Genomic DNA, 24,555 nt, shown 5'->3' on the forward strand with positions numbered 1-24,555 from the left:
CGGTCAGTATCACCTCCGGTGGGGCCCCTGTGCTCCGGTGGTGTCGGAGGGGCCGACCATAATGGAAAGCCTGACCGACTCCACCTGGAGGTACCGTGGCCGGTTTCCGTACCCTGAGCTCCGGGCTCCGCGCGCTGCAGCCCGGGGCATTCGGCGCGGACCCGAGCGGTGAGCGCCTGGCGCGCATCCGCAGATCGCCGCACTTCGAGGACGGGGTCTTCCAGAACCCCGGCGGCCCGGCGCGGACCCGGCCCTCGGGCTCGACCCTGGACTTCGCGAAGGTCTTCTTCGACAAGGACACCCGGCCCCGCCGCACCCCGATGGGCACCGTTCCGGTGCACTCCACCACCCTCGCCGACATCGCCCGGCCCCCGGCCACCGGGCTGCGGCTGACGTGGATGGGGCACTCCAGCGTGCTCGCGGAGATCGACGGCCGACGGGTCCTGTTCGACCCGGTGTGGGGCGAGCGCTGCTCCCCCTTCTCCTTCGCCGGGCCCAAGCGGCTGCACCCCGTGCCCCTGCCGCTGGCCGCGCTCGGCCCGGTCGACGTGGTGGTCATCTCGCACGACCACTACGACCACCTGGACATGCCCACCATCAAGGCGCTCGCCGGCACGGACACGCTGTTCGCCGTGCCCCTCGGCGTCGGTGCGCACCTGGAGCACTGGGGCGTCTCCGCCGACCGGCTGCGCGAGCTGGACTGGCACGAGGCCACCGAGATCGGCGGCCTCACCCTGACGGCCACCCCGGCCCGGCACTTCTGCGGCCGCGGGCTGCGCAACACCCAGCACACCCTGTGGGCCTCGTGGGTCGTCGCCGGTGAGGAGCACCGGATCTACCACAGCGGCGACACCGGCTACTTCGACGGCTTCAAGGAGATCGGCGCCGAGCACGGGCCGTTCGACGCCACGATGATCCAGATCGGCGCGTACTCCGACTTCTGGCCCGACATCCACATGACTCCCGAGGAGGGCATGCGCGCCCACCTCGACCTCCAGGGCGGACCGGAGCACGGCCCGATGCTGCCGATCCACTGGGCCACCTTCAACCTGGCGACGCACCCGTGGGCGGACCCCGGCGAGGGGACCCTCGCGGCCGCCCGGGCGGTGGGCGCCGGTGTCGCCCTGCCCCGGCCCGGTGAGCCCTTCGAGCTCACCGGTGAGAACGTCCCGTCCGAGCCGTGGTGGCGTGGGGTGGCGCTCGCCCCGCCGGGTGGCCGACAGGCCGCGGAGGCCCTCGCCGGAGCCGGCATCAAGACCGCGTCGAACGCGGCAGCCGTGGCCCAGGCCGACACGGTGAGTGACGACGGCCGTGGGGCCGTCAAGGGCACCGAGGACCCCGAGACGCTCCCGGCGGGCTGACCCGGGGCGTACGGCAGACCGACGGCGAGGGCCGGGGGGCGAGAGGCTCCCCGGCCCTCGCCGTCTCGGCGTGACCGCTTCTGACCAGGTCGGATCGAACTCGCTTCGTTCGTGTCCGGATGTCGGGAGGTGTTATCGGTCTGTCGTACGAGACCTCATACCAGAGCGGGACGCTCACCGTATGAGTTTGTCAACTGCCCACCGCACATGATGCGCTGGCGACTACTGTCAGTGGCCGTCGGGAAACAGGGCGGATCAGGGAGCGGGGGCCGGCACGTGCAGGCGCAGGGCGGACGAGGGGGTCGACGCGACGGGGATCCCCGCTGCCCGCGTGCCACCGATGCCGGGACGGGTGCGGTCGACGACACGGGGGCCGCCGTCGGCGGCACGGGTACCGCCGCGGCCGGCGCGGGTGCTGCCGGGGTCTTCGGCCCGGGCCGGCACGCGGGCCGCGGTGGCGTCGGTGCCGTTCGGAAACGGGGCGAGGCAGGGCGCGCGGCCCGGGGCGCGCGCAAGCGCCCACGCGAACCCGATCGCACCCCCGCAAGCTCCCCTGGCACCCAGGCCCGACGGACCAGTACGAGGACACCGATGTCTCACCTCCGCGCCCCGGCCGCACGCGCAGACCGCCGTGAGGGCGGGCGGCACGGGCGGCCTGCCGTCCGCACCGCACCCGCGCTGCCCGAGACCCATATACGGCCCCAGCTGCTGCGTCTCGCGGTACTGCCCCCCGTCGCCGTCGCCCTCAGCGGCTGCGCCGCCGTCCTCTTCACCGTCCGGTCCACCGGAGCGCGGCCGGGCCTCACCCTGTGGGCCGTGCTCGGCGGCGCGGTCTTCGTGGCCCTCGTCGGCATCGTCGTCGCCGCGATCGCCGCCAACCGGGCCGCCCGGTCCGTGCACGACCGCATCGGCGTCCTGCGCCGCAGCACCGCTCGGCGCGAGGCCGACCTGCGCACCCTCGTCGAGACGCTGCGCCGCGGCGACGGCCCGCCGCAGCTCGCCCCGCAGAGCCGGCACGGTGATCCCGCCGAGGACGCCGACGACTTCGACCTCCTCACCGCCGACCTGTCCCGCGCGCACGACGGCGCCGTCACCGCCGTCGTGCAGGCCTCCCAGCTCTCCAGCCAGGTCGGCAGCGAACAGAAGCTCGAGGTGTTCGTCAACCTCGCCCGGCGCCTGCAGTCACTGGTGCACCGCGAGATCTCCATCCTCGACGAGCTGGAGAACGAGATGGAGGACCCCGACCTGCTCAAGGGGCTCTTCCACGTCGACCACCTCGCCACCCGCATCCGCCGCCACGCCGAGAACCTCGCCGTGCTCGGCGGCGCCGTCTCCCGCCGCCAGTGGAGCAACCCGGTCTCCATGACCGAGGTGCTGCGCTCGGCCATCGCCGAGGTCGAGCAGTACTCACGGGTCAAGCTCGTCCCGCCGATCGACGGACAGCTACGCGGCCACGCCGTCGCCGACGTCATCCATCTCCTCGCCGAACTCGTCGAGAACGCCACGGTGTTCTCCGCCCCGCACACCCAGGTCCTGCTGCGCGCCAACCTCGTCACCTCCGGGCTCGCCGTCGAGGTCGAGGACCGCGGACTCGGCATGCCCCTGGAGGAGCAGACGCGGATGAACGCGCTGCTCGCCGACCCCGACCAGGTGAACGTCGCCCGGCTCCTCGCGGACGGCCGCATCGGCCTGTTCGTCGTCTCCCAGCTCGCCCGGCGGCACGGCATCACCGTCCGCCTCCAGACCAACATCTACGGCGGCGTGCAGGCGGTGCTCGTCGTACCGCAGGCGCTGCTGGGAGCGGAGGCGGGGGCGCCCGGGGGAGCGGGGCAGCCGGAGGGCGGAGCGGCCGGTACGGATCGCCCGGCTGTACCGGGGCGGCCGGACGGGCAGACCGGTCGGGCCGGGCAGGCCGGGCGGCATGGGCAGAACGGGCAGGCTGCGGCTGGTGCCGCAGCTGTTGCCGGTGGCGCGTCCAGGGGGCTGTCCTCGGGCGGGGGCGCTGATCTCGGAGTCTCGTCCGTGCCGCTGCCCGCGTCCGGATCAGGGCCGTCGGTCCAGCTCGCCGCGCCCGCCGCCCCCCGGGGGCACGAGCCGGATGCCGCACCGGCCCCGGGCGGGAGCCCGCAGGGCGGCCGGCCCGCCCCCCTGCCCATGCGCGGGGCCCGTCGGGAGCGTCCCACCCCGGCCGAGGCACGGCCCGGTATCAGTCCCGACGACCGGCGTGTCCTCGCCGAGAACGTCACCGAGCCACCCACCCCCCGCAACGGCACGGTGCGCGGCACCATGGGCAAGCCCCAACTGCCCCGCCGCCGCGCCCAGGAGCACATCGCACCCCAGCTGCGCGACGGCCCGGCGCCGCGCCAGGACCCCGAGTTCCTCGTGGGCCACGACCCCGGTCTGATGGCGGCCTTCCAGCGCGGCATCAGCCTCGCCGAGGCCCAGCAGAACTTGGAGGCGGTCACCACCGAGTGGGGCGACACAGGCGCGGCCCACATGGAGTTTCCCGAGATGGAGTCCGCCGACATGGGGTCCGTCCACATGGACCCCATCCACATGGACCCCGCTTACAAGGACTCCGCCCATACGGACCCGGCCTACACGGACTCCGCCCATACGGACCCGGCCTACACGGACTCCGCCCATACGGACCCGGCACCCGGCGGGTCCGCCCACAGGGACCCGATGCCCGTCCGGCCGGTTCACCTGGAGGCGCTCCCCTCGGAGTTGTCCTCATCGAACAGCCCGGCCCCCGGGTCCCGTTCCGACCACCGCACGACCACCACCCGGCAGGACGGGAGCGCACCCGCCGGATGACCACCCCCCTTCCCACCCCCACCCCCAGCGCTCCCGCAGACCTTCGTACCCCAAGGAGTCGATCCACCATGGCGAGCGATGCGCCGACCGCCCATGTATCCGATCTCGACTGGCTGATGAGCGGCCTCGTGCAGCGCGTACCGCACACGAGTGCCGCGGTGCTCCTGTCCTGCGACGGGCTCGTGAAGTCCGTGCACGGCCTCGACCCGGACAGCGCCGACCACATGGCCGCCCTGGCCTCCGGTCTGTACTCCCTCGGCCGCAGCGCCGGTGTCCGCTTCGGCGACGGGGGCGACGTGCGGCAGGTCGTCGTCGAACTCGCCTCGACCCTGCTGTTCGTCACGACCGCCGGCTCCGGCACCTGCCTGGCCGTGCTCGCCGGCCGCGAGGCCGACGCGGCCGTGCTGGGCTACGAGATGGCGATGCTGGTCAAGAGCGTCCGTCCCTACCTGGTGACCGCTCCCCGGCAGTCCGTCGAATCCCCGGCGATGAGGTCTTGAGCGTGACGGCGGCCGGCGACGGGCCCTGGCTCGACGACGCGGCCGGGCGGCTGGTGCGGCCGTTCACGGTCAGCAACGGCCGCACCCGTCCGACCGTCGCGCTCGACCTCGTGTCGCAGGTGATGGCCACCGGGGCGACCCCCCTCGGCTATCTCGGCCCCGAGCACGCGCAGGCGCTCGAGCGGTGCCGGGTGCCCGTCGCCGTCGCCGAGGTCGCCGCCCATCTCAAACTGCCGGTGGCCGTCACCAAGGTGCTGCTGGCGGACCTCGTCGACTGCGGGGCGCTGACCACCAAGCCCCCCGCGTTCCACCACAACCCGACGGACCGGGCCCTTCTGGAGGCAGTGCTCGATGGACTACGACGACAGCTCTGACTACACCGACGGACCGGGCCCCGGCGCCGACCCGTTCCCCACCGCTCTGAAGATCCTGGTGGCGGGCGGGTTCGGCGTCGGCAAGACGACCTTCGTCGGCGCGGTCAGCGAGATCGCGCCGCTCAGCACGGAGGAACTGCTCACCACCGTCAGTGCCGCCACCGACAACCTCGACGGCATCGAGAACAAGGTCGAGACGACCGTGGCCATGGACTTCGGCCGCATCACCCTCGACCCGCAACACGTGCTGTACCTGTTCGGCACGCCCGGACAGGAGCGGTTCTGGTTCATGTGGGACGAGTTGTGCGAGGGCGCGCTCGGCGCGGTCATCCTCGCCGACACCCGCCGGCTGCAGGAGTGTTTCGCCGCCGTCGACTTCTTCGAACAGCGCGGCCTCGGTTTCATCGTCGCCGTCAACGAGTTCGACGGCGCCCACCGCTACGACCCCGAGGAGGTGCGCGGTGCCCTGGATCTATCCGAGGACGTTCCCGTCGTGTGCTGCGACGCGCGGATCTCCAGCTCCGGGGTCCAGACCCTGCTGACCCTGGTGCGCCATCTCATCGCCCATACGCCGGCCCCCGCCACGGGGTACGGCGCCCACATGTGACCCCTTCACACCCGCCACGGAGCCCGTATATGACGCAAGCCCACAGCCCAGGAGCACGCCCATGACCTACGACCCGCCGCGCCCGGCCGGTCGTCTGCTGCTCACACCCGAGGACAAGGAGGCCCCCGCCCGCACCCGCCGACTGCGCCGACTGGGCCTGGGGGAGCGCCCCGAACCCGCACTCGACTCCTTCGCGCACCGCCTCGCGGTACTCACCGGGGCGCCGTACGCCATGGTCAACCTCCCCGACGAGCAGGGGCAGTTCTACGCGGGCCTGCACGTGCCCGCCATCGCGCCGGTGGTGCGGAGCGACGGCACCAGCCCGCGCCTCAGCCGTGCCCTGCCCCGCGACCACGGCTTCTGCCCCCATGTGGTGGCACGACGCAAGGCCCTCGCCCTGGAGGACGTCGGCGACTATCCGCGGTTCGCCGGCAACCCGGTGGTCGACGAGTTCGGCATCCGCTCCTACCTGGGGGCACCGCTCATCGACGGTACGGGCCTGGTGCTGGGCACGGTCAGCGTCGCGGACGTCGAGCCGCGGCCGTGGGGGAAGCCGGGCCTGACCGCGATCAAGGAACACGCCGCGCAGCTCGCCGCGGAGCTGGAGAGCCGGGACGGCCTGCCGCCCTACTGAAGCCCAGGGTTCCCGCGGGGCCCGTGAGGGCGTGAAGGAAAGCTGAGGCGGCGCTTAAGAAATCCTCGATGGACCGGCGCGGCCGGCGTACGGCAGATTGCTGTGCGATCCCACTCCTCTCCCGGTCCAGGGGTTCCTTCGGCATGCCCGGAGCCGGGACTCACCCACTGGAGCCGTAGCGGTGAAGGCGCTGGTCAAGCAGAAGGCGGAACCCGGGCTGTGGCTCGCGGACGTCCCCGAGCCCACCGTCGGGCCCGGCGACGTACTCATCAAGGTGCTGCGCACCGGAATCTGCGGCACCGACCTGCACATCCGGGCCTGGGACGGCTGGGCCCAGCAGGCGATCAGCACCCCGCTCGTGGTCGGGCACGAGTTCGTCGGCGAGGTCGTCGAGACCGGGCGGGACGTCACCGACATCGGCATCGGCGACCGGGTCAGTGGCGAGGGCCATCTGGTGTGCGGCAAGTGCCGCAACTGCCTGGCCGGGCGTCGGCACCTGTGCCGGGCCACCGTGGGGCTGGGCGTGGGCAGGGACGGTGCGTTCGCCGAGTACGTCGCGCTGTCCGCCGCCAATGTCTGGGTGCACCGGGTGCCCGTCGACCTCGACGTGGCCGCGATCTTCGACCCGTTCGGCAACGCCGTGCACACCGCGCTGTCGTTCCCGCTCGTCGGCGAGGACGTCCTGATCACCGGCGCGGGCCCCATCGGCCTCATGGCCGCCGCCGTGGCCAAGCACGCAGGCGCCCGCAACGTCGTGATCACCGATGTCAGCGAGGAGCGGCTGGAACTGGCCCGCAAGATCGGTGTCAGCCTCGCGCTCGACGTCTCCGGCTCCACCATCGCCGACGGGCAGCGCACGCTCGGACTGCGCGAGGGTTTCGACATCGGCCTGGAGATGTCCGGCCGCCCCGAGGCCATGCGCGACATGATCGCCAACATGACGCACGGCGGGCGGATCGCGATGCTCGGCCTGCCGGCGCAGGAGTTCCCCGTCGACTGGTCCCGCATCGTCACCTCGATGATCACCATCAAGGGCATCTACGGCCGCGAGATGTTCGAGACCTGGTACGCCATGTCGGTCCTGCTGGAGGGCGGACTGGACCTCGCGCCCGTCATCACCGGCCGCTACGGCCACCGCGACTTCGAGGCGGCGTTCGAGGACGCGGCGAGCGGCCGCGGCGGCAAGGTCATCCTCGACTGGACCGTGTAACTCCCCTGATCCGCAAGCACCTTAGGAGCTTTTCCATGTTCGACTCCGTGCGCGACGACCTGCGCGCCACCCTCGACGAGATCCGCGCCGCCGGCCTGCACAAGCCCGAGCGCGTGATCGGCACCCCGCAGTCCGCCACCGTCAGCGTGACCGCGGGCGGCCGCCCCGGCGAGGTCCTGAACTTCTGCGCCAACAACTACCTCGGTCTGGCCGACCACCCCGAGGTCGTCGCCGCCGCCCACGAAGCCCTGGACCGCTGGGGCTACGGCATGGCCTCCGTCCGCTTCATCTGCGGCACCCAGGAGGTGCACAAGGAACTCGAGGCGCGGCTGTCGGCGTTCCTCGGCCAGGAGGACACGATCCTCTACTCCTCCTGCTTCGACGCCAACGGCGGCGTGTTCGAGACGCTGCTCGGCCCGGAGGACGCGGTCATCTCCGACGCGCTCAACCACGCCTCCATCATCGACGGCATCCGCCTGTCCAAGGCCCGCCGCCTGCGCTACGCCAACCGCGACCTGGCCGAGCTGGAGGCCCGGCTCAAGGAGGCCTCCGACGCGCGCCGCCGCCTGATCGTCACCGACGGCGTCTTCTCCATGGACGGCTACGTCGCCCCGCTGCGCGAGATCTGCGACCTCGCCGACCGCTACGACGCGATGGTCATGGTCGACGACTCCCACGCGGTCGGCTTCGTCGGCCCCGGCGGCCGCGGCACGCCCGAGCTGCACGGCGTCATGGACCGCGTCGACATCATCACCGGCACCCTCGGCAAGGCACTCGGCGGCGCCTCCGGCGGCTACGTCGCGGCCCGCGCCGAGATCGTCGCCCTGCTGCGTCAGCGCTCCCGGCCGTACCTCTTCTCCAACACCCTCGCGCCGGTCATCGCGGCGGCCTCCCTGAAGGTCCTCGACCTGCTGGAGGCGGCGGACGACCTGCGCGTCCGGCTGGCCGAGAACACGGCCCTGTTCCGCCGCCGCATGACCGACGAAGGCTTCGACGTCCTCCCCGGCGACCACGCCATCGCCCCGGTGATGATCGGTGACGCGGCGGTCGCCGGGCGCATGGCGGAGCTGCTGCTGGAGCGCGGCGTCTACGTGATCGGCTTCTCGTACCCGGTGGTGCCCCAGGGCCAGGCCCGGATCCGCGTCCAGCTGTCGGCCGCGCACTCCACGGACGACGTCAACCGCGCGGTCGACGCCTTCGTGGCGGCACGGGCCGAGCTGGAGGGCTGACCGGCAGCACGGGGCGAATTTGAGACAATCGATCACATGATCGAAGCGCGGCGGCTCCACATCCTCCGGGCGGTGGCCGACCACCGTACGGTGACGGCGGCTGCCGCCGCGCTGTACCTCACCCCGTCGGCCGTCTCCCAGCAGCTCGCCGCCCTGGAGCAGGAGACCGGCCACCGGCTCGTCGAGCGCGGCGCCAAGGGCGTACGGCTCACTCCCGCCGGCGAGATCCTGCTCAACCACACCAACGCGGTCCTCGCCCAGCTGGAGCGGGCCGAGGCCGAGCTCGCCGCGTACAGCTCGGGGGCGGCCGGCACCGTCACCGTGGCCTCGTTCGCGACCGGCATCGCCCTGGTCGTCGCGCCCGCCGTGGCCTCTCTCGCCCGGTCGGCACCCGGGATCCGCATCCGCGTCCAGGACGCCGAGGGCGACGCCAGCCTCCCGATGGTGCTGGACCGGCAGGTCGACGTCGCGGTCGCCGTCGAGTACCGCGGGGCCCCGCCCGCAGACGACCCGCGCCTCACCCACGTCCCGCTGTACGCCGAGCCCTTCGACGCCGTCGTCCCGGTCACCCACCGCCTGGCCGATGCGGCCGAGGTGCCGCTCGCCGACCTGGCCAAGGACCCGTGGATCGGCCAGTACCCCGGCAACCCCTGCCACGACGTGGTGATCCTGGCCTGCGAGAACGCCGGTTTCCAGCCGCGCATGGAGCACTCCTCGGACGACTTCCGCGCGGTCGTCGCCCTCGCCTCGGCGGACGCCGGAGTCGCCCTGGTGCCGCGCTCGGCGCTGCGCGGCATGGACCTCACCGGCGTGGTCGTACGCCCCGTCGACGGGACGGCCCCCACCCGCCGGGTCTTCGCCGCCGTGCGCAGGGGAGCCGAGGAGCACCCCCTGATCCGCCCGGTGCTGGACGCGCTCGGCGCGGCGGCCCAGGTGTGAGCATCCCTTAACACGGCTGTCTCACATCCGGGATAGCGTCCCGGATATGAGAAACGACGAGGCGGACCCCGTCGACGCCCGGCTGGGCACACGCCTGGCCGAGCTGCGGGCCGAACACGGCTGGTCCCTGGGCGAGTTGGCCGACCGCAGCGGGGTGAGCCGGTCCACCCTGTCCCGGGCCGAACGGGCGGAGATCAGCCCCACGGCCTCCCTCCTGAACCGCCTGTGCGCCGTCTACGGGCGGACCATGTCCCAGCTGCTCAGCGAGGTCGAGGCCGAACCCGAGGCCGTCGTCCGCTCCACCGGCCAGCCCGTGTGGCAGGACCGCGCCTCCGGCTTCGTGCGGCGGTCCGTGTCACCTCCGCATTCCGCCCTGCGCGGCGAACTCGTCGAGGCCCGTCTCTCACCCGGCGCCGACATCGCCTACGACCGTCCGCCCGTCGCGGGACTGGAGCAGCACATCTGGGTCCTGGAAGGGGCGCTCGACGTGACCGCGCAGGACACCGACCACCACCTCGGCACTGGCGACTGCCTGCGGATGCGGGTGTGGGGGCCGACCCGCTTCCGGTGCGCCGCTCCCGAGGGCGTCCGGTACCTGCTGGCGGTGGTGCGGCCGTGATCCGACTGGACGAAGCCCAACTGCTGCAAAGCACAGTGGAGTTGGCGGAACTGCTGGCCGAGACCGTGAACGGTGGTGCCTCCGTCGGCTTCCTCGCCCCGCTCGGCCGGGCGGAGGCCCTGGCCTGGTGGGAGGGGCGCGCAGCCGACGTCGCCGCGGGCCGGCTCGTCGTGTGGGCGGCGTACGACGGTGACCGGGTGCTCGGCACCGTCAGTCTGGCCTTCCCCGACAAGGCCAACAGCCGTCACCGCGCCGAGCTGGTGAAGCTGATGGTGCACCCGGACGCCCGTGGGCGCGGCCTCGGCCGCAGGCTCCTGGCCACGGCGGAGGACGCGGCCGCCGCGGCCGGTGTCACCCTCCTGCACCTGGACACCGAGACCGGCAGCCCCGCCGAGCACCTGTACCGGTCCGCCGGCTGGACCCCGGTCGGCGCGATCCCCGACTACGCGGCGGACCCGGGCGGAGTGCTGCGGCCGACGACGATCTACTACAAGCACGTACCGGCAACCGCTCTCACCAGGTGATTGTCAGTGGGAGCCGATACGGTGCCTGCCATGCCGGATGCCGAAGACGTACGACGGATCGCCCTGTCCCTGCCGGACACGACGGAGAAGATCGCCTGGAGCATGCCCACGTTCCGGGTCGCGGGAAAGATGTTCGCCACGCTGCCGGAGGACGAGACCTCCCTCGCCGTGCGCTGCCCCAAGGAAGAGCGCAACGAACTGGTGCTCGCCGAGCCGGGGAAGTTCTGGATCGCCGACCACGAGTCGCAGTTCGCCTGGGTGCGGGCCCGGCTCGACGCCATCGAGGACGAGGCCGAGCTGCGGGACATCCTCGCCGACTCCTGGCGCCAGGCGGCCCCGACCCGGCTCCTGGAGGCCCATCCCCGGCTCGGCCTGTCCGCGCCGTGACGCCCGCCTGATCTCACACGCGAGCCGCCGCCCCGACGAAGCCCCCGATGCGCTCCCGCAGTGACCGGGCGTCGAGACCGTGGGCGGCGACGTGCTCCTCCAGCTGCCCGTACCGCCGCAGCTCGCGACGGCCCACGCCCAGTCCGAGGACCCGGTGCGGCACATCCGACAGCGCGTCGTTCGCGGCGGCCGTCGAGGTGCCCGTCAGGTAGGGCTCGACGAGGACGACGTCCGTCCCGGCCGCCTCGGTGGCCCGGCGCAGGGCGGCCCCGTCGAAGGGGCGGACGGTGGTCGCGTACAGGACGGTGACGTCCAGCCCCTCGGTGGCGGCGAGTACGGCGTCGAGCATCGGCCCGACGGCGACCACCACACCGGAGCGCCCCTCGCGGGCCGTGCGGAAGCGCTCCCCGTCCACCGGCAGCGCCCGCCCGTTGGACTGCAGGGACAGCCGTACGTACACCTTGTCGTCGCCCGCGGCGACCGCGTGCCGCAGCAGCGTCTCGGCCTCGTCCGGGTGCCCCGGCACATGGACGGTCCAGCCGTCCAGGGTGTCGAGCAGCGCCACATCGCCGGGCGCCATGTGGGTGTAGCCGCCGGCCGGCCAGTCGAAGGAGGCGGCGGCGCTCACCAGCACCGCGCCCGCGTTCTGGTGCCCGAGGTCCAGCTTGACCTGCTCGAAGGGCCGCTCGACGAGGAAGCTGGCGAAGGTGTGCACGACGGGCCGCAGCCCGGTCAGCGCCAGCCCCGCCGCCGCCCCGACCAGGAGCTGCTCGCGGATGCCGACGTCGACGACCCGGCCGGGATGGCGACGGGCGGCCCCGGCGAAGCCGTCCGTGCCGATCGCGGCGAGGACCACGGCGACGCGGGGATCCTCGTCGAGCAGCCGGGAGACGACAGGGGCGAAACGGTCACGCATGGTGTCCATGAGGATGGGGTTCCTTTCGGCGCGGGGCTCAGGCGGACTTCGGCTCGACCCGGGCCACGACCACGTGCGGGCGGCCCGGGTGCGGCGCGGTGAAGGCGGCGTACAGGGCGTCGTGGTCACGGCCGTCGACGGTCAGAGCGGACCAGCCCGCCGCCTCGAAGCGGGCGGCGATCCCGCCGGGCCGCGCATAGGTGGCGGAGGAGTTGTCGACGACGACGGTGTGCAGCCGGTCCAGCCCTGCGGGCCCGGCGAAGGCGATCGCCTCGTGGTTGCTGCCCTCGTCCAGCTCGGCGTCCCCGATCAGCGCCCACACCCGCGGCTCGTCGAGCCCCTGGGCGCGGAGCCCCAGTGCGGTGCCGACGGCGATCGGCAGCCCGTGCCCCAGTGATCCGCTGCCGATCTCGGCCCCCGGCACGAGCGTCCGGTCGGGGTGGTGTCCGAGCGGGGAGTCGAACGAGCCGAAGCCCGGCAGCCACTCCACCGGCACGAAGCCCTTGGCGGCCAGCACGGCGTAGTACGCCATCGGCCCGTGCCCCTTCGACAGCAGGAACCGGTCCCGCCCCGGATCGGCCCTGCCCTCCGGGCTCACCCGCAGCACCCGGTCGTAGAGCACCCACAGCACGTCCAGCGTGGACGTCGCGGCCGGTCCGTGCTTCTCGTCGCCGGTCATCAGGCCCATCAGCCCCGGCAGATCGGCATACGTGTACGTGTACGTCTGTGTCGCGTCGGTCATGTGAACGAGCGTGCAACCTCAACCAAAGTTGAGGTCAAGTGGCGCCACCCGGAAACGGATGCGCGATCACCGGCGCGAGTGCGGTATTGTTTCCCTGCGCGTTCGGCCGGGGGAATCCCCAGGTCAGACGGGCAACGGGACGTGGCGCAGCTTGGTAGCGCACTTGACTGGGGGTCAAGGGGTCGCAGGTTCAAATCCTGTCGTCCCGACAGAGTCGACCAGCGGGTCTGCCGATATCGGCAGACCCGCTGATTGCGTTCCAGGCCATCGCGGGGCGGTCGTCAGCCGCCCCCGACCCGCTCCGGACGGTCAGATCGCACAGCCCGCATGCGCCAGTGCCTGCTTCAGCAGCACCCCGTGCCCGCCCGGCATCTCGCTCTGCAACGCCTCCGAGACGGCCTCATGCGGGCTGAACCACACCAGGTCGAGCGCGTCCTGCCGGGGCCGGCAGTCGCCCGTCACCGGCACGATGTAGGCGAGGGACACCGCGTGCTGGCGGGGGTCGTGGTACGGCGTGACGCCCTGTGTCGGGAAGTACTCCGCGACCGTGAACGGCTGGAGCGACGCCGGGACGCGGGGCAGCGCGACCGGTCCGAGGTCCTTCTCCAGGTGGCGCAGGAGGGCGTCGCGGACGCGTTCGTGGTGCAGCACGCGGCCGGAGACCAGCGTCCGGCTGACCGTACCGTCGGGCCCGATGCGCAGCAGCAGGCCGACACTGGTCACTTCGCCGCTGTCGTCGACGCGCACCGGGACGGCCTCGACGTACAGGATCGGCATGCGGGCGCGTGTCATCTCCAGTTCGTCGGAGGACAGCCAGCCGGGCGTGGTTTCGGTCATGTCAGACATTGCTTGATCATACTTTCAGCCGTTCGGACTTCCTGGGTAGCCGCTCCTGGAGAACTGTGACCGGCCACACGCCTGTTCAATCGTCCTTGGGCCCGTCGGTCTGCAGCCGGTAGACCCGCAGGGCGTTGTCCCGCCCGGCCCACGGCGCGATCCGCAGCGCGTCCGGCAGGGACAGTTCGTCGGCTTCCACCCGCTCCTGGAGCAGCCCCGCCAGGCCTTGCCGGAAGGCGAGTGCCCCGAGGTGGTGGAACTCGGGCACACCGTAGGTGTCGGAGCTGTACAGCAGTTTGCGGAACGGTGTGATCTCCAGGTGCAGGAGCAGGACGGGGATCGTCCCGGCGGTGAGGTGCAGCCAGTCCGTGAGGTGGGTGGGGTCGACGCGGTGCAGCCGGATGTCGCTGTCGCCGAACCCGGTGTGCAGCTGGAGCGGCAGACCGAGGTCGACGGCGGTCCACAGCAGGTGCCGTACGAGGACCGGGTCGTCCAGACGGCCGCCCCTGACACTCCAGGGGACGTCGGTGGTGACGATGGAGTCGTTCGCCAGGAACGTGTCGAACACCGGCGACATGCCGACGCCCCAGGCCGCCGCGGAGGCGAGCCGGGCCGTCGCGGAGGCGAGCCGGGCCGTCGGGACGGTCTTCACCCGGCCGATGCCCGCGGTGTCGACGTAGGACAGCACGACACCGTGCACACCCCGGCCGGCGAGTTCGCCGCTCAGCGCGGTGGCCCGCTCGACGTCTCCGGGGCGGCCGCCGGGCACGGGATCGGCCAGGGTGGTCATGCGTCCTCCTCGGTCGTCCGGGTCCCCAGCGGCGGGCCTCGGCGCCGCGCGTCAGGGCTTCACGGCCACCGCGCCGTACTGCGGCACCAGCACGGCCGATCCGGGCTCGGCGTGCCACTGCCCGCACGACACCATGCCCGGTTCGAGCATCTCGAGACCCTCGAAGAACCCGGCGATGTCCGCGCCGCTGCGGGCCGTGATCGGGGGAGTGGCGTTCTCGTTCCAGAACTTCATGGCAGGGATCTGGCCCGCGCCGCCGAGCTCGTCGTCGAAGGTCGGGTGGGTGAGGACCAGGAAGCTGCCGGAGGGCACCGCGTCCATCACCCGGCGCACGATGTTCCGGGCCTCGTCGACGTCCAGGACGAAGTTGAGGATGCCCAGCATCATCACGGCGATGGGCCGGGTGAAGTCGAGCGTGTGCCCTGCCCGTTCGAGGATGGCCTCCGGGTCGTGCACATCGGCGTCGATGTAGGCGGTGACGCCGTCGTGCGTGCCGGTGAGCAGGGTGCGGGCGTGCACCAGCACGATCGGGTCGTTGTCGACGTAGACGATGCGCGCGTCGGGCGCGATCCGCTGGGCGATCTCGTGGGTGTTGTCCGCCGTCGGCAGTCCTGTGCCGATGTCGAGGAACTGCCGCACTCCGCGCTCACCGGCGAGGTACGACACGGCCCGGCCGAGGAAGTCCCGGTCCGCCCGGGCGATGTCCCGGATGATCGGGAACATGCCGGCGACGTGCTCGCCGACCTGCTGGTCGACCTCGTAGTTGTCCTTGCCGCCGATCCAGTAGTTCCACACGCGCGCGTTGTGCGCCACACCGGTGTTCAGCCTCGCCGACCCTCCCGAAGGGGTGTGGCCATCACTCACGACTCGTCCTCTCCTCGCACGCACGACCGAAGCCGGTCGACGCCGCCATTGTGCCGCGCTGATGATCACGCTGTCCCTGGAATCGGCGGAGCGGGCACGGCGGCCGGTGGTGTGCGGCGTGCGCGGGGGAACTGCTTGCCGTGCAACAGGCCCTAGTTGGGGCTCGCAGCGGGCGACTTCCCGGCCAGGACGTCCTTGAGGCGCTGGGTGCCCTGCCGCACCGCCTGCTTCACGGAGTCGTTCTCGTCCCCGTCGAGCCCGCCCGCCGTGACGGTGATGGCGTCGTCCCCGACGCGTACGGCGGCGACGTCCAGGGTCAGCGTGGCGTCGTCGCCGCCGGCCGAGCCCTGCACCGTCACGCGCAGGCCCTGACGGGCGTCGCCCACCTCGGGCAGCGGGATCTCGACGACCTGGACGGTGCGCTGCTCGTTGCCGTCGGTCACGGTGAACTGGTCGCACTTCTCCGGGAGGGTCGCCACCCAGTTCAGGGAGTCCTGCGGGTCGGTCCGGTCGTAGGAGGCGACCTGGTACAGCAGGCGGGAGTCGCCCTCCTCGAAGCCGCGCAGCTCGGACGCGCCCGACGGCCTGCCCAGCAGATCGTCGTCGAACAGGGAGTCGAGGAGCCGCCGGCAGTCGGACGCCTGGGCCTTGGCGGTGAGGAAGTCGGAGACGTCGACCGTGCCGATGAGCAGGCTGTCGTGCCAGTTCTCCGCCTCCGTGTCCTTGACCTGCGTCCAGTCGTCCTCGATGTCCGCCTCGGTGATCAGCGCGGTCCGTGCGCCGTTCGTGGAGAGGGTGGCGGTGGGGGAGGGGGTCTGCCGCTTCCCGGCGACCTGCGACGCGGTGATGCCGGAGACGCGCGTACCGTCCGTGCCGCCGTCGTCCGAGCAGGCGGCGGTGGAGAGCAGTGTGCCTGCCGCCAGGGCGGAGAAGAGGACGCGGACGAGCCGGGACGGACGACGGGTCATCGGGAGTGCCTCCTGAGAACGTGACGCGTGCCCACAGCGCACCACCGACGCTGACGGCCCACCACCGGCGTCGGACCGTTCGGGTGAGCGTCGCCGTGGCCCTTCTCTGGCGTTGCACGCCGCGTGAGCTGTTCAATGAAACTGCACACGCCCGCCCCGGAGAGGAGCCGCCCGTGCCCCCTGTCGTCGTGCCGCCGGTCGGTGCGCGGATCCGGCAGGCTCGTCTGGAGCGCGGCACGAGTCTGCGAGCGCTGGCCCGGGAGATCGGTGTGTCGGCGAGTCTCGTGTCGCAGATCGAGACCGGGAAGAGCCAGCCGTCCGTCAGCACGCTGTACGCGATCACCACGGCGCTGGGGATCTCCGTGGAGTCCCTCTTCGACGCCCGGGAGCGTGGTCGGGAGGGTCTCCGGGGGACTGTCCGGGCGGGCGCCGGAGCAAGGCCGCTCGCCGCGTCCCCCATCACCGTGACGCACGCCCTCGCCGCCTTCGCCGCCGATCCGGAGCGGCGGATCGGGCCGCTGGTCGGCGCGGGCGGGCGCGAGACGCTGGAGCTGGACTCGGGGGTCGTCTGGGAGCGTCTCGGGCGGGTGCCGGGCGCGGAGGCCGACTTCCTGCTGGTGACGTACCGCCCCGGCGGCTCGTCCTCCGGCTCCGGCGCGCTGATGCGGCACGCCGGCACCGAGTACGGCTATCTCACCTCCGGCGAGCTGATCCTCACCCTCGGATTCGAGGAGTACACCGTGCGGCCGGGCGACTCCGTCTGCTTCGAGTCGACGACCCCCCACCGCTACCGCAACGATGGAGGGGTACCGGCTGTGGGTGTCTGGTTCGTGTCCGGCGATGTTCAGTGACACTTGACACCCACTGCACACGGGCGTTCACTCCGAAGTGGGGGTGGTCGCCATGGCGATCCACACATACGGACCCAACGCCGTCGACTGGGAAGAGCGCATCGACCTGGACCGGCTGCGCGGGCAGCGGCTGGCCCGGCTGCACGAGTCGCTGAACCGCTCCGAGCTGGGCGCGGTGCTCAGCTTCGACTTCGCCAACATCCGCTACATGACGGCCACCCACATCGGCACTTGGGCGATGGACAAGCTGATCCGTTTCGCCCTTCTGGTGCGCGACGGCGAACCGGTCGTATGGGACTTCGGCTCCGCCGCCCGCCACCACCAGCTGTACAACCCGTGGCTCGACTACAGCGACGGCAAGGGCGGCCCGCCCACCGGCGCCCGGGCCGGTATCTCCACCCTGCGCGGCGCCTTCCACCCGGACGCCGGGATCGCCGAGGACGTGGCCGCCAAGATCGCCGCCGAACTGCGCGACCACGGGCTCGCGGGCGAACCCCTCGGCGTCGACGTCGCCGAGATGCCGGTCCTCGCCGCCCTGCGCGCCGAGGGCATCGACGTCGTCGACGGACAGCAGGTCTTCCTGGAGGCCCGCCGCATCAAGACCGGCGACGAGATCGCCCTGCTCACCCAGGCCTGTGCCATGGTCGACGCCGCCTACGAGGAGCTGTACGGCCACCTGCGCCCGGGGGTGCGCGAGAACGAGTGCGTCGGCGTGGTCAGCAAGGTGCTCTACGACCTCGGCAGCGAGTACGTCGAGGGCGTCAACGCCATCTCCGGGGAGCGCTGTTCACCGCATCCGCACGTCTACAGCGACCGGTTGATCCGCCCCGGCGATCCGGCCTTCTTCGACATCCTGCACAGCCACCTCGGCTACCGCACCTGCTACTACCGCACGTTCGCCGTGGGCAGCGCCTCCGGTGCGCAGCGGGACGCGTACGTGCGCTGCCGGGAGTACATGGACGAGGCGATCGCCCTGGTCCGGCCGGGCGCCACCACCGCCGACATCGTGCGGGTCTGGCCGCGTGCCGAGGAGTTCGGCTTCGCCGACGAGACCGCCGCCTTCGCCCTGCAGTACGGCCACGGCGTCGGCCTGTCGATCTGGGAGAAGCCGATCTTCAGCCGCCTGGTCTCCCTCGACCACCCCGAAGTCCTCGAAGAGGGCATGGTGTTCGCCCTGGAGACGTACTGGCCGGCCGCCGACGGCTGGTCGGCCGCCCGGATCGAGGAGGAACTGGTCGTCACCGCCGACGGCTGCGAGGTCATCACCAAGTTCCCCGCGGAGGAACTGCTGGTGGCCGGGCGCAAGTACTGGACGGTGGGCGGCGAGCTGAACACGCGTCGCGAGGCGCAGTCCCACCTCAACACCGGGGACCGCTGATGGACGCCACCGCCCTCCTCGACTGCTACGAGCGGATGAACGTCATCCGCCGGACGGAGAAGGCCGCCCACGACCTGTTCCTGCGGGGCCTCGTGAAGGGCACCACCCACCTGGCCGCCGGGCAGGAGGCGATCGCCGTGGGGGCGAGCGTCGCCCTGCGCCCGGACGACTATGTGTTCGCCACCTACAGGGGCCACCACCACGCCCTCGCCCGGGGCGCCACCCCCGAGGAGTGCCTCGCCGAGCTGATGAGCCGGGCGACCGGGCTGTGCGGGGCCAAGGGCGGCTCCATGCACCTGACCAAGGCGGCCACCGGCATGCTCGGCTCGTACGCCATCGTCGGTTCCCATCTCCCGATGGCCGTGGGCGCGGCGTGGTCGGCCCGGCTGCGGGGCACCGACCAGCTCGCGGTCGCCTTCTTCGGCGACGGCGCGACCAACATCGGCGCCTTCCACGAGTCGCTCAACCTGGCCGCCGTGTGGAAGCTGCCGGTGCTGTTCGTGTGCGAGAACAACCTGTACATGGAGTACACGCCGATCGCCGACGTCACGGCCGTGCCCCGCCCCGCCGCCGACCGGGCCCCGGCCTACGGCATCCCGGGCGAGGTCGTCGACGGCAACGACGTCGTGGCGGTCGAGGAGGCGGTGGGGCGGCTCGCGCGGCGGGCCCGGGCCGGAGACGGGCCCGCCGTGCTGGAGGCCGAGACCTACCGTCACTTCGGACACAGCCGCACCGACCCGGCGGCCTACCGCCCGGCCGAGGAGGTCGAACGCTGGCTGAAGCACGACCCGTTGGACCTCGCGCGCGGGCGCCTCGCCGAGCTGGGCGTAGGGGAGGAGAAGGTCGCCGAGGCCGACGAGCGGGCCCGGGCCGTCGTGGAGCGGGCCGTGGAGGCGGCGAAGGCCGCGCCGCCGCCCGATCCGCGCGAGGCACTGACCGACGTGTGGGCGGACGGAGGTGCCGCATGGCGGACGTGATCACCTACCGGGACGCGGTCGCCGAGGGCCTCGCCCGGGAGATGCGGCGGGACACGTCGGTGGTGTGCCTCGGGGAGGACATCGGCGCGGCCGGCGGGGTGTTCAAGACGACCACGGGGCTGCGAGAGGAGTTCGGGCCCGAGCGGGTGTGGGACACGCCCATATCCGAACAGGCCATCGTGGGCGCGGCGATGGGCGCCGCCATGACCGGGATGCGGCCCGTCGCGGAGATCATGTTCTCCGACTTCCTGGCCTGTTGCTGGGACTACCTCGCCAACGAGATCCCCAAGGTCCGCTACATGACCGGCGGCCAGGTGACGGTGCCCCTCGTCGTGCGCACCGCCAACGGCGGCGGGCTCGGCTTCGGCGCCCAGCACTCCCAGGCCACCGAGAACTGGGCATTGACCGTCCCCGGGCTGAAGATCGCGGCACCGGCGACACCCGCCGACGTCATCGGCCTGCTGGCGGCGGCGATCCGCAGCGACGACCCGGTGGTCTTCTTCGAGCACAAGGGACTGTTCGCGACCAAGGGCCCGCCGCCCCCGGCCGATCACGTCGTCGAGCTGGGCCGGGCAGCCGTCGTCCGCGAGGGCACCGACGTCACGCTGGTCGCGCTCGCCTCCATGGTGCCCCTGGCCCTGACGGCCGCCGACGTACTGGCCGGGGAGGGCATCGAGGCCGAAGTGATCGACCTGCGCTGCCTGATCCCGCTGGACGCCGCGGCCGTCCTCGCCTCGCTGCGCAGGACCTCGCGGCTCGTCACCGTCGAGGAGAACCCGTACCAGGGCGGCTGGGGCGGCACCGTCGTCTCGGTCGTCGCCGACGAGGGATTCGGCCTGCTGGACGCGCCCGTGCGGCGGGTCGCGGGGGAGTGCGTCCCGCTGCCGTTCGCCGACGCGCTGGAGGCGCAGGTGATCCCCACCGTCGACAAGGTCGTCACGGAGGTCCGCAGGCTCGCCGCGTACTGAGCCGCACATCCGCCACCGAACACCCCATGGGAGGAAGCGCGATGACCACAAGGACACTGCTGCGCTCCGGTCACGTGATCTCGATGGACCCGGACATCGGGGACCTGCCCCAGGGGGACGTCCTCGTCGAGGACGGCAGGATCGCGGCCGTCGAGCCCGAGATCAGCGCCGACGCCGAGGTCCTCGACATGACCGGCCACATCGTGATCCCCGGCTTCGTCGACACCCACCGCCACACCTGGGAGGCCCCCATCCGGGGCGTCGCACCCGATGCCACCCTCGACGACTACTTCGTCGACATCCTCGACACGTTCGCACCCCTGTACACCCCGGAGGACGTGTACGCCGGCAATCTCGCGGGCGCGCTGGAGTGCCTCAACGCCGGCATCACCACGCTCGTCGACTGGTCGCACATCAACAACACCCCCGAGCACCCGGACGCGGCGATCCAGGGCCTGGCGGAGTCCGGCATCCGGGCGCAGTACGCGTACGGCAGCGCCAACACCTCCCTCGCGGAGTACTGGTTCGAGAGCAGGATCGCGATCCCGGCGGACGACGTACGGCGGATCCGGTCGACGCACTTCGCGTCCGACGACGGCCTGCTGACCATGGGCCTCGCCACCCGGGGCCCCGGCTTCTGCGTCGACGAGGTCGTCGCCGCCGAGTGGGCCATGGCCCGCGAGCTGGGCCTCCCGATCACCGTGCACGTGGCCATGGGGCGGCTGGCCGGCCGCTTCGGCATGGTGAAGCAACTCCACGACCTGGGGCTGCTCGGCCCGGACACCACCTACGTCCACAGCTGCTACCTCAGCGGGGAGGAGTGGCGGATGGTCGCCGACAGCGGCGGCACGGTGTCGGTCGCGCCGCAGGTGGAGCTCCAGATGGGGCACGGCTGGCCGCCCGTGATGCAGGCCATCGAGCACGGTCTGCGGCCCTCGCTCAGCATCGACGTCGTCACCACGGTGCCCGGCGACATGTTCACCGAGATCCGCGCGGCCTTCGCTGCCGAGCGCGCCCGCGTGAACGCCGACTGCTGGCAGGCCAACATGCCCGTGCCCAGCACCATGCTGACAGCACGCCAGATGCTGGAGATCGCCACCGTGAACGGCGCACACGTCGCCGGGCTGGAGGACCGCACCGGCTCCCTGACCCCCGGCAAGCGCGCCGACATCGTCGCGATCGACGCCACCGCGCCGAACGTCGCCCCGGTGCACGACGCGGTGGCCGCGGTGACGCTGTGCGCCGACGTGTCCAACGTCGACACCGTCCTCGTCGACGGCGTGATCCGCAAACGCGACGGCCAGCTCCTCGGCGACACGGCACGCGCCCTGCGGCTCGTCGGCGAGTCCCGCGACCGGCTCCTCGCGGCGAAGGAGGCTAAGGCGGCGAAGGCACCGGCATGAGCCATCACCTGGTGCGCCGCGCCGCCGACCTGCCCGAGCCGCCCCACGACGGCCACGGCCACCGGCGGCGGGCGCTGGTCGGTGAGGACGACGGCAGCGTCCACACCGGTTTCGGCCTGTGCGAACTGCTCCCGGACGGCCGGGTCCCCGCCCATGTGCACTCGTACGAGGAGGGCTTCCACATCCTCGACGGGGCTGTGATCCTCGATGTGCCCGAGGGCTCGCACCTGCTGGAGGAGGGCGATTACGGTCTGCTGCCGACCGGTGTCCCGCACGCCTGGCGCGGGGCCGGGGGCACCGGCGGCCGCTGGGCGGACATGCTGGCCCCGGTGCCGCGGGCCCGCTACGGACACGACACCCAGACCGTGCCGGACCTGCCCGCGCGCGAGCCGGCCCGGGTGGACGTCCGCGACCCGCGCACCCGTTCCTTCGGCCACTTCGAGCCCGGCCAGATGGATCCCGGCAGACAGTCGCAGGACCTGCTGGCCGCCACGGCGAGCATGCGCACCGCGCTGCTGGTCTACAGCGGGATCACGGTGAAGATGATGATCGACGGCGATCTGGGCGCGGTCGCCTCGACGATGTTCATGGTGCAGTACGCGTCCGACGGGGTCATCGGCACCCACGATCACCCCTTCGAGGAGACCTACCTGATCCTGGAGGGCGTGGCCGAGGCCACCCTCGACGGCGAGCGGTACCGGCTGGAGCCCGGCGATCTGGCCTGGGCGGGCGCCGGGTGTGTGCACGGGTTCGTCAACGCGGGCCACGGGCCGCTGCGCTGGCTGGAGACACAGGCGCCGCAACCGCCGTCGCGGCACTCGTACCGGTTCACGAGGGACTGGGACTACCTGCGCGCGGCACTGGAGGAGAAGTCATGAGCAGTGTGCTCGTCGTCGGCGGCACGTCCGGAATCGGACTCGAGTTCGCCCGCACGCGGGCCGGGCGCGGGGACGACGTCGTTCTCACCAGCCGCGACCCCCAGCGGGCCGAAACGGTCGCGAAGGAGGTCGGCGCACGCGGACTCGCCCTCGACCTGACGCGGCCGCTGGAGATCGCGGCGGCCCTGGCCGGCATGGGGCGCGTCGACCATCTGGTGATCGCGGGCATCGAACGGGACGACAACAAGGTGACCGAGTACGACATCGACGCCGCCCTGCGCCTGGTCACGCTCAAGCTCGTCGGCTACACGGAGGTCGTGCACACGTTGCGGAGGAGGCTGCACGACGACAGCTCCATCGTGCTGTTCGGCGGCCAGGCCAAGGAACGCCCCTACCCGGGCGCGACGACCGTGGCGACGGTCAACGCGGGGGTGCGGGGCCTGATGAACTCCCTGGCCGTCGAGCTGGCTCCCGTCCGGGTCAACGCCGTGCATCCCGGTGTCGTCGGCGACAGCCCGTACTGGCAGGCCAAACCGGAGAGGGTGCTCGCCACGCTGCGCACCGAGACGCCCACGGGGCGGCTCGCCGCGATGACGGACGTGGTGGACGCGGTGGATTTCCTGCTGCGCAACCGGTCGGTGAACGCCGTCGAACTGACGGTGGACGGGGGCTGGTTGCTCGGGTGAGCGACTTTGTGGCGGAGGTACCGGCGGGAGTACCGGCGGAGGTACCGGTCACCCGGCACGCCGCAGTGTGTCCTCCGCGACCTCCTTGTCCACCGCCGCCCGCACCAACGCGGCGGCGAGGACGGCCGGGTCGGTGTCACCGGCCAGTTCGGTGAGGCGCTCCGGGTCCTTCGGCAGGTCCAGCCGCTCGGCGCCCTGCAGGGCCTTGGCGTCGAGGTAGGGGGCCGCCTCCGGCCAGACGCCCTGCGCCTCGCGCAGGAAGATGTCGGCACCCGCAGGCCCGATTCCGGGGAACTCCTGGAGCAGGCGGCGCAGTTCCGAGATATTGCCGTCCGCCTCCCGGCGAAGCCGCCGCAGATCGCCGCCCCACCGCTCGCTCAACAGCTCGGCGGCGTCACCGAGCTGGGTGGCCGTGCGCTCGTCGTAGCGCCGGTAGCCGCCCCGGCCCAGCGCGTCGACCCGCTGCTGCCAGGAAGCCTGAGCCATACGGCGCGGATCGCGCAGCCCCGCCTCGTGCAGGGCACGGGCGGTGGCCAGCGCGATCGAGCCGCGGATACGGGCACTGAGCAGGTGGGACAGCACCAGCAGCCGGTACAGCGGCTGCGGGGTGTCCTTCAGCCCGATGCCCGCCTCCTCGGCGTACGTCCGGCCGTGCGCGCCGACGAGTTCCCGTACGACGCGCTCCGGGCGGCTCACGGCCTACCCCTTCAGCGGATCGTGCCCGACCGTCATCAGCCGGTGCCGGCGGCGGGTGTCCTCGGCCGTCACCTCGGGCTCGGGTTCGTTCTCGAGGTCCACCTGGTCCGTGACCGTGTCCACGACCTTGCGCATCACGCGCAGGTCGTCCTCGGTCAGGTCGGTGCGCCGTTTCTGGAGGATGGCCAGGACGTGCTGCCCGGTGGCCGAGCCCGCCTGGTCCGGCAGCGGTTCGGTGGCCTCGTCGGCGTCGCGGACCCGCAGCCAGGCCGCGAGTTCCTGCGAGGTCATGTTCACCACGCGGTGGAAGTCCTCCCACAGCGCGTCGAGTTCGAGGGCGTCGGTCATCGCCTGCCCCTTTCCGTACGTCCGTCGGATGGTCTGCGCCGTTGTCTCGCAG

26 protein-coding genes, 1 tRNA gene and 2 pseudogenes are annotated in these 24,555 nt (G+C 72.3%); 20 read left to right on the forward strand and 9 right to left on the reverse strand.

Annotated elements, in window-relative coordinates; translation table 11 throughout:
- Positions 1 to 95: 95 nt before the first annotated feature.
- The 12 genes from AB0G20_RS13580 (at position 96) to AB0G20_RS13635 (ending at position 11,201) form a co-directional block, all read left to right on the forward strand.
- Complete coding sequence (locus AB0G20_RS13580) at positions 96 to 1,361, forward strand: MBL fold metallo-hydrolase (protein ID WP_361300538.1); 1,266 nt, start codon at positions 96 to 98, stop codon at positions 1,359 to 1,361.
- Positions 1,362 to 1,952: 591 nt separating this feature from the next.
- Complete coding sequence (locus AB0G20_RS13585) at positions 1,953 to 4,178, forward strand: ATP-binding protein (protein WP_361300541.1); 2,226 nt, start codon at positions 1,953 to 1,955, stop codon at positions 4,176 to 4,178.
- 68 nt (positions 4,179 to 4,246) lie between these two features.
- A complete protein-coding gene (locus AB0G20_RS13590) occupies positions 4,247 to 4,678 on the forward strand; it encodes a roadblock/LC7 domain-containing protein (RefSeq protein ID WP_361300544.1) in 432 nt (143 codons plus the stop codon).
- A 2-nt stretch (positions 4,679 to 4,680) separates the two neighbouring features.
- On the forward strand, positions 4,681 to 5,052 hold the full coding sequence (locus AB0G20_RS13595; protein ID WP_062930368.1) for a DUF742 domain-containing protein: 372 nt from the start codon (positions 4,681 to 4,683) through the stop codon (positions 5,050 to 5,052).
- On the forward strand, positions 5,030 to 5,659 hold the full coding sequence (locus AB0G20_RS13600) for an ATP/GTP-binding protein (protein WP_361300547.1): 630 nt from the start codon (positions 5,030 to 5,032) through the stop codon (positions 5,657 to 5,659). Before AB0G20_RS13595 ends, AB0G20_RS13600 begins: the two co-directional genes overlap by 23 nt.
- Before the next feature lie 61 nt (positions 5,660 to 5,720).
- Positions 5,721 to 6,293 carry a GAF domain-containing protein gene (locus AB0G20_RS13605; protein ID WP_361300550.1) on the forward strand — a complete coding sequence of 191 codons (573 nt, stop codon included), beginning with the start codon at positions 5,721 to 5,723 and terminating at the stop codon, positions 6,291 to 6,293.
- 181 nt (positions 6,294 to 6,474) lie between these two features.
- Positions 6,475 to 7,503 carry an L-threonine 3-dehydrogenase gene (gene tdh / locus AB0G20_RS13610; protein ID WP_361300553.1) on the forward strand — a complete coding sequence of 343 codons (1,029 nt, stop codon included), beginning with the start codon at positions 6,475 to 6,477 and terminating at the stop codon, positions 7,501 to 7,503.
- 35 nt (positions 7,504 to 7,538) lie between these two features.
- The gene (locus tag AB0G20_RS13615) at positions 7,539 to 8,732 is read left to right on the forward strand and encodes a glycine C-acetyltransferase (protein WP_361300556.1); all 1,194 of its coding nucleotides are present in this window, start codon (positions 7,539 to 7,541) and stop codon (positions 8,730 to 8,732) included.
- 36 nt (positions 8,733 to 8,768) lie between these two features.
- A complete protein-coding gene (locus AB0G20_RS13620) occupies positions 8,769 to 9,671 on the forward strand; it encodes a LysR family transcriptional regulator (protein ID WP_361300559.1) in 903 nt (300 codons plus the stop codon).
- Between the two features lie 46 nt (positions 9,672 to 9,717).
- Positions 9,718 to 10,290 (forward strand): XRE family transcriptional regulator, encoded by a 573-nt coding sequence (locus AB0G20_RS13625; protein WP_361300562.1) that lies wholly within the window; start codon positions 9,718 to 9,720, stop codon positions 10,288 to 10,290.
- Positions 10,287 to 10,814, forward strand: a complete 528-nt coding sequence (locus AB0G20_RS13630) for a GNAT family N-acetyltransferase (RefSeq protein ID WP_361300565.1) — start codon at positions 10,287 to 10,289, stop codon at positions 10,812 to 10,814. Before AB0G20_RS13625 ends, AB0G20_RS13630 begins: the two co-directional genes overlap by 4 nt.
- Before the next feature lie 30 nt (positions 10,815 to 10,844).
- Positions 10,845 to 11,201 (forward strand): MmcQ/YjbR family DNA-binding protein, encoded by a 357-nt coding sequence (locus AB0G20_RS13635; RefSeq protein WP_361300568.1) that lies wholly within the window; start codon positions 10,845 to 10,847, stop codon positions 11,199 to 11,201.
- A 13-nt stretch (positions 11,202 to 11,214) separates the two neighbouring features.
- Here the strand turns inward: AB0G20_RS13635 and AB0G20_RS13640 are convergent, their stop codons facing one another.
- Both AB0G20_RS13640 and AB0G20_RS13645 read right to left on the reverse strand, forming a co-directional pair.
- Entirely contained in the window at positions 11,215 to 12,126 is a 912-nt protein-coding gene (locus AB0G20_RS13640; protein ID WP_361300571.1) for a transketolase, read from the reverse strand.
- Positions 12,127 to 12,154: 28 nt separating this feature from the next.
- Complete coding sequence (locus AB0G20_RS13645) at positions 12,155 to 12,859, reverse strand: transketolase (RefSeq protein ID WP_361300574.1); 705 nt, start codon at positions 12,857 to 12,859, stop codon at positions 12,155 to 12,157.
- Positions 12,860 to 12,994: 135 nt separating this feature from the next.
- Between AB0G20_RS13645 and AB0G20_RS13650 the strand changes: the two genes are divergently transcribed.
- Positions 12,995 to 13,068: transfer RNA gene (locus AB0G20_RS13650), tRNA-Pro, on the forward strand.
- 100 nt (positions 13,069 to 13,168) lie between these two features.
- Here AB0G20_RS13650 and AB0G20_RS13655 read toward each other — a convergent pair.
- The 5 genes and pseudogenes from AB0G20_RS13655 to AB0G20_RS13675 form a co-directional block, all read right to left on the reverse strand.
- Positions 13,169 to 13,705 (reverse strand): NUDIX hydrolase family protein, encoded by a 537-nt coding sequence (locus AB0G20_RS13655; protein WP_361300577.1) that lies wholly within the window; start codon positions 13,703 to 13,705, stop codon positions 13,169 to 13,171.
- A gap of 76 nt (positions 13,706 to 13,781) precedes the next feature.
- Positions 13,782 to 14,204, reverse strand: a pseudogene (locus AB0G20_RS13660) (amidohydrolase); the annotation flags it as partial.
- Positions 14,205 to 14,216: 12 nt separating this feature from the next.
- Positions 14,217 to 14,486: pseudogene (locus tag AB0G20_RS13665) on the reverse strand (glutamine synthetase); the annotation flags it as partial.
- Positions 14,487 to 14,537: 51 nt separating this feature from the next.
- The gene (locus AB0G20_RS13670; protein WP_361300580.1) at positions 14,538 to 15,350 is read right to left on the reverse strand and encodes an SAM-dependent methyltransferase; all 813 of its coding nucleotides are present in this window, start codon (positions 15,348 to 15,350) and stop codon (positions 14,538 to 14,540) included.
- Positions 15,351 to 15,502: 152 nt separating this feature from the next.
- The gene (locus tag AB0G20_RS13675; protein ID WP_361300583.1) at positions 15,503 to 16,318 is read right to left on the reverse strand and encodes a hypothetical protein; all 816 of its coding nucleotides are present in this window, start codon (positions 16,316 to 16,318) and stop codon (positions 15,503 to 15,505) included.
- A 173-nt stretch (positions 16,319 to 16,491) separates the two neighbouring features.
- Between AB0G20_RS13675 and AB0G20_RS13680 the strand changes: the two genes are divergently transcribed.
- The 7 genes from AB0G20_RS13680 to AB0G20_RS13710 are packed head-to-tail and all read left to right on the forward strand — an operon-like array spanning position 16,492 to position 23,459.
- Positions 16,492 to 17,169 (forward strand): XRE family transcriptional regulator, encoded by a 678-nt coding sequence (locus tag AB0G20_RS13680; protein WP_361300586.1) that lies wholly within the window; start codon positions 16,492 to 16,494, stop codon positions 17,167 to 17,169.
- 52 nt (positions 17,170 to 17,221) lie between these two features.
- Positions 17,222 to 18,547, forward strand: a complete 1,326-nt coding sequence (locus AB0G20_RS13685) for a Xaa-Pro peptidase family protein (protein ID WP_361300589.1) — start codon at positions 17,222 to 17,224, stop codon at positions 18,545 to 18,547.
- The gene (locus AB0G20_RS13690) at positions 18,547 to 19,524 is read left to right on the forward strand and encodes a thiamine pyrophosphate-dependent dehydrogenase E1 component subunit alpha (RefSeq protein ID WP_361300592.1); all 978 of its coding nucleotides are present in this window, start codon (positions 18,547 to 18,549) and stop codon (positions 19,522 to 19,524) included. Before AB0G20_RS13685 ends, AB0G20_RS13690 begins: the two co-directional genes overlap by 1 nt.
- Complete coding sequence (locus AB0G20_RS13695) at positions 19,512 to 20,492, forward strand: alpha-ketoacid dehydrogenase subunit beta (RefSeq protein WP_361300595.1); 981 nt, start codon at positions 19,512 to 19,514, stop codon at positions 20,490 to 20,492. The genes AB0G20_RS13690 and AB0G20_RS13695 overlap by 13 nt, the downstream gene beginning before the upstream one ends.
- Positions 20,493 to 20,533: 41 nt before the next feature.
- Positions 20,534 to 21,895: an amidohydrolase family protein gene (locus tag AB0G20_RS13700; protein WP_361300598.1), complete on the forward strand. Its 1,362-nt coding sequence runs from the start codon at positions 20,534 to 20,536 to the stop codon at positions 21,893 to 21,895.
- The gene (locus AB0G20_RS13705) at positions 21,892 to 22,773 is read left to right on the forward strand and encodes a cupin domain-containing protein (RefSeq protein ID WP_361300601.1); all 882 of its coding nucleotides are present in this window, start codon (positions 21,892 to 21,894) and stop codon (positions 22,771 to 22,773) included. The genes AB0G20_RS13700 and AB0G20_RS13705 overlap by 4 nt, the downstream gene beginning before the upstream one ends.
- The gene (locus AB0G20_RS13710; RefSeq protein WP_361300604.1) at positions 22,770 to 23,459 is read left to right on the forward strand and encodes an SDR family oxidoreductase; all 690 of its coding nucleotides are present in this window, start codon (positions 22,770 to 22,772) and stop codon (positions 23,457 to 23,459) included. The genes AB0G20_RS13705 and AB0G20_RS13710 overlap by 4 nt, the downstream gene beginning before the upstream one ends.
- Before the next feature lie 48 nt (positions 23,460 to 23,507).
- On the opposite strand, the gene AB0G20_RS13715 is transcribed toward AB0G20_RS13710, so the two are convergent.
- Together AB0G20_RS13715 and AB0G20_RS13720 are read right to left on the reverse strand one after the other, a co-directional pair.
- Positions 23,508 to 24,155, reverse strand: a complete 648-nt coding sequence (locus AB0G20_RS13715; protein WP_361300607.1) for an endonuclease — start codon at positions 24,153 to 24,155, stop codon at positions 23,508 to 23,510.
- Positions 24,156 to 24,158: 3 nt separating this feature from the next.
- The gene (locus AB0G20_RS13720; protein WP_175436034.1) at positions 24,159 to 24,503 is read right to left on the reverse strand and encodes a DUF3140 domain-containing protein; all 345 of its coding nucleotides are present in this window, start codon (positions 24,501 to 24,503) and stop codon (positions 24,159 to 24,161) included.
- Positions 24,504 to 24,555 lie beyond the last annotated feature (52 nt).

Source organism: Streptomyces sp. NPDC024017 (assembly GCF_040638895.1).
Taxonomy (GTDB): Bacteria; Actinomycetota; Actinomycetes; order Streptomycetales; family Streptomycetaceae; genus Streptomyces.